This is a genomic window from Nocardia sp. NPDC060220 (assembly GCF_042727815.1).
Taxonomy (GTDB): Bacteria; Actinomycetota; Actinomycetes; order Mycobacteriales; family Mycobacteriaceae; genus Nocardia.
This window is the reverse complement of sequence record NZ_JBHWZY010001338.1, coordinates 1-1,182: the sequence shown is the minus strand read 5'-3', so window position 1 is coordinate 1,182 and position 1,182 is coordinate 1. Positions and strand designations below refer to the sequence as shown.

2 protein-coding genes are annotated in these 1,182 nt (G+C 66.2%); both read right to left on the bottom strand.

Annotated features, from left to right (window positions below; all coding sequences use genetic code 11):
* Positions 1 to 42: 42 nt before the first annotated feature.
* A complete protein-coding gene (locus tag ACFWF3_RS36580) occupies positions 43 to 333 on the bottom strand; it encodes an ATP/GTP-binding protein (protein ID WP_379318794.1) in 291 nt (96 codons plus the stop codon).
* A 10-nt stretch (positions 334 to 343) separates the two neighbouring features.
* Complete coding sequence (gene nucS, locus ACFWF3_RS36575) at positions 344 to 1,087, bottom strand: endonuclease NucS (RefSeq protein ID WP_379318792.1); 744 nt, start codon at positions 1,085 to 1,087, stop codon at positions 344 to 346.
* Between the last annotated feature and the right edge of the window lie 95 nt (positions 1,088 to 1,182).

Sequence of the window (1,182 nt, the reverse complement as noted above, 5' to 3'; positions counted from 1 at the left end):
CCTCGAATCATCGAGGCGGCCTTCGGTTTTCTGTCTCTCAGGTCACGACCAGCGGCGGGTGATGCCGCGAGTACGCCTGCCGTTCCAGCAACCCTGGTGCCAGTGCCTGCGGTCCTCCTCGCCGCCCTCGACGGCCCAGGCCACGATGTGGGCGACACCGATCGCGATCTCGTGGTCGCAGCCGGGGCACCGATAGGGCTTCACCGCCCGAGCGCCGGGAACCGTTCGCACGATATAGGTTTCGTCGCCCGGGCCGTCCTCGGTGCGGCCGTACACGTCGCCGATCGGCTTAGGCGCCGCAGAACGTCCGCTGCGCGGTCTACGTCGCGGCATGACACTCCTCCTAGAACAAGCGGAAAACGTTGCTCTCCGTGCCGCGTAGCTCGTCGTAATCGAGCGTGAGGCACCGGATTCCACGGTACTCGGCCAGCGTCTTCGCCTGCGGCTTGATCTGCTGTGCCGCGAACACCCCGGCCACCGGGGCCAGCAGCGGGTCGAGGTTGAGCAGTTCGAGATACCGGGTGAGCTGCTCGACACCGTCGATGTCACCACGCCGCTTGATCTCCACCGCCACGGTGGCGCCGTCGGCATCGCGGCACAGCAGATCCACCGGGCCGATCGCGGTCATGTACTCGCGCCGCACCAGGGTGTACCCCTCCCCGAGCTTCGTCACGTGTTCGGCGAGCAGCTCCTGCAGATGCGCTTCGACGCCGTCCTTCACCAGGCCGGGGTCGACTCCGAGCTCGTGCGAGGAATCGTGCTCGATCTCCTCGATGGTGATCCGCAATTCCTCGCCGGCCTTGTTGGTCACGACCCACAGCGCCTCAGCCGTCACCGGCTCCGGAGTCTGTCCGTCCCGTAACGGCCGTACGCCGTCGGGCAAGGCGGCGGGCATCGCGTCCGGCACTTCCTGCTCCACCAGCCAGCACGGCGGACTCATCCAGTTCAGCGGCTTGTACGAGCCGCCGTCGGAGTGCACGAGCACCGACCCGTCGGCCTTGATCAGCAACAGCCGACGAGCCATCGGAAGGTGGGCGGTCAGTCGACCGACATAGTCGACCTGGCAACGAGCAATGACGAGGCGCACCCAAGCACTGTAGGCGACGACCCTGGGAACGCAAAAAGGCCCTCCAACCGAAGTTGGAGGGCCTTTCGCAAAGATGTTCCGGCAGTGTCCTACTC

Coding starts and splice junctions, on each gene's coding strand:
- ACFWF3_RS36580 (WP_379318794.1), bottom strand. CDS start 333: ATGCCGCGACGTAGACCGCGCAGCGGACGTTCTGCGGCGCCTAAGCCG.